This is a genomic window from Streptomyces sp. NPDC020362 (assembly GCF_040642095.1).
In the GTDB taxonomy this organism is placed as follows: Bacteria; Actinomycetota; Actinomycetes; order Streptomycetales; family Streptomycetaceae; genus Streptomyces.
Genome location: NZ_JBFAET010000466.1, coordinates 1 through 1,764, shown reverse-complemented (window position 1 = coordinate 1,764; position 1,764 = coordinate 1). Strand labels below are relative to the sequence as shown.

Genomic DNA, 1,764 nt, shown 5'->3' with positions numbered 1-1,764 from the left:
CGTCCCCGGCGTCGACATCACCGTCACCCCACCAGCCAACGCCAACGACGACTCACCCGACCGCAACGACTGACACGCCAGATGCAACGCAACCAACGACGACGAACACGCCGTATCCACCGTCACCGCCGGCCCCTCAAAACCCAGCGCATACGCCACACGCCCCGACGCCACACCACCCGAACCCCCCGTACCGAGATAACCCTCGACATCCTCCGACACCACACCAGCCGGCAGATAATCGTGATAGATCAACCCCGCGAACACACCCGTATCACTGCCCCGGAGCATGCTCGGATCGATCCCCGCATCCTCCAACGCCTCCCACGACGTCTCCAGCAGCAACCGCTGCTGCGGATCCATCGCCACAGCCTCACGCGGACTGATCCCGAAGAAACCCGCATCGAACTCACCCGCGTCGTAAAGGAACCCACCCTCACCCGAGTAGCTCTTGCCCGAGGCTTGAGGATCGGGATCGTAGACATCGGTAGCCCAACCGCGGTCCGTGGGGAACGTGCCCACCGCGTCCCCGCCCGAGGACAGCAACGCCCAGAACTCGCCAACGGAAGACACCCCTCCCGGGAAGCGGCAGCCCATGCCGACGATGACCAGACGGTCCTCATCCACCGCTATGCCGCCCGTCACCGGGAGCACGGAACCCGCCGACGCGGCATCGCTCCCACCGACCACCTCACGCACCACGAACTCGGCCAGCGCCGAAGGCGTGGGGTAGTCGAACACCGCGGTGGCCGGCAGGCGCAGACCCGTCACCGTGTTCAACCGGTTGCGCAACTCCACGGAAGTCAGCGAGTCGAAACCGACGTCGCGGAAGGAACGCCCGGACTCGACCGCTTCGGGGCCACTCATGCCCAGGACCAGGGCGGCCTGCGCCTTGACCAGGTCCAGCACGGTCTCCTGCTGCTCGGCCGGGCTCATCCCGGCCAGGCGGGCGGCGAGTGTGTTCTGGCCGTCCGCAACGGACTCTCCGACCGTACGGCGTGCGGGTGTGCCAGCACGCGACGTGCGCACCAGGCGGGACAGGAACGGCGGGACCTCACCGGAACGCTGCACCGCGGCCAGATCGAGCCGGGCCGTCACCAACAGGGATTCCGCCTGGTCGGCGGCCGCGTCCAGCAGCGCGAGCCCGTCGGCGTCGGAGAGCGGCAGCAAGCCCTGCCGCCTCATCCGCTGCCAGTCGGCCTCCGTCAGCTCACCGGCCATGCCCTGCTCCCACGGCCCCCAGGCCAGCGACACGGCAGGCAGACCAGCCCGCCGGCGCATCGCAGCAAGAGCATCCAGGAACGTGTTGCCCGCCGCGTAGCCGGCCTGCCCCGGATTGCCCCAGACCCCCGCCACCGACGAGAACAACACGAACATATCCAGGTCCAGATGACGGGTCAGCTCATGCAGATGCCAGGCCGCATCAGCCTTCGGCCGCATCACCGCATCCACCCGCTCCGCAGTCAAAGCCGTAGCAAGCCCGTCATCCACGATCCCCGCCGCGTGAACGACACCGGTCAGCGGCACACCCTTCAACACACCGGCAAGCTGATCCCGATCAGCAACATCACAGGCCACCACCTGCACGCTCGTCCCGCCACTGGCCAACTCTGCCGCCAGAGAAGCCACACCAAAGGCAGTCGGCCCACGCCGCGAGACCAGCACCAGCCGCCCGGCCCGACCCGTCCCGGCAAGATGCCGGGCCACCAACCCACCCAACGCACCCGAAGCACCCGTAACCAACACCGTGCCCCCACACCCAGC

At 68.1% G+C, this 1,764-nt stretch carries 1 protein-coding gene; it reads right to left on the bottom strand.

Annotation, left to right across the window (positions count from 1 at the left end):
* Positions 1–1,746 (bottom strand): type I polyketide synthase (locus AB0H32_RS48265; protein ID WP_361136087.1); only part of this gene is annotated, 1,746 nt, incomplete at its 3' end.
* Positions 1,747–1,764: the final 18 nt, after the last annotated feature.